General features: G+C 68.6%; 1 pseudogene. It reads left to right on the top strand.

The window, feature by feature from the left end:
- Positions 1 to 264, top strand: a pseudogene (locus tag MTCD1_RS19420) (hypothetical protein); the annotation flags it as partial.

Consider the following 264-nt stretch of genomic DNA (forward strand, 5'->3'; position numbering starts at 1 on the left):
TTGCTCACCGGCACCCAGCCGGTGAACGCCGAGCTGCTGGCCGCCTGCCCGCAGCTGCGCATAGCGGCCAACATGACGGTGGGCTACAACAACTTCGACATCGCTGCGATGACCGCCGCCGGCGTGCAGGGCACCAACACGCCCGACGTGCTGACCGAGACCACGGCCGATTTCGGCTTTGCGCTGCTCATGGCCACGGCGCGGCGCATCACGGAGAGCGAGCATTACCTGCGCGCCGGCCAGTGGACGCGCTGGAGCTACGAC

Source organism: Colwellia marinimaniae, assembly GCF_002207865.1.
Classification (GTDB): Bacteria; Pseudomonadota; Gammaproteobacteria; order Enterobacterales; family Alteromonadaceae; genus Colwellia; species Colwellia marinimaniae.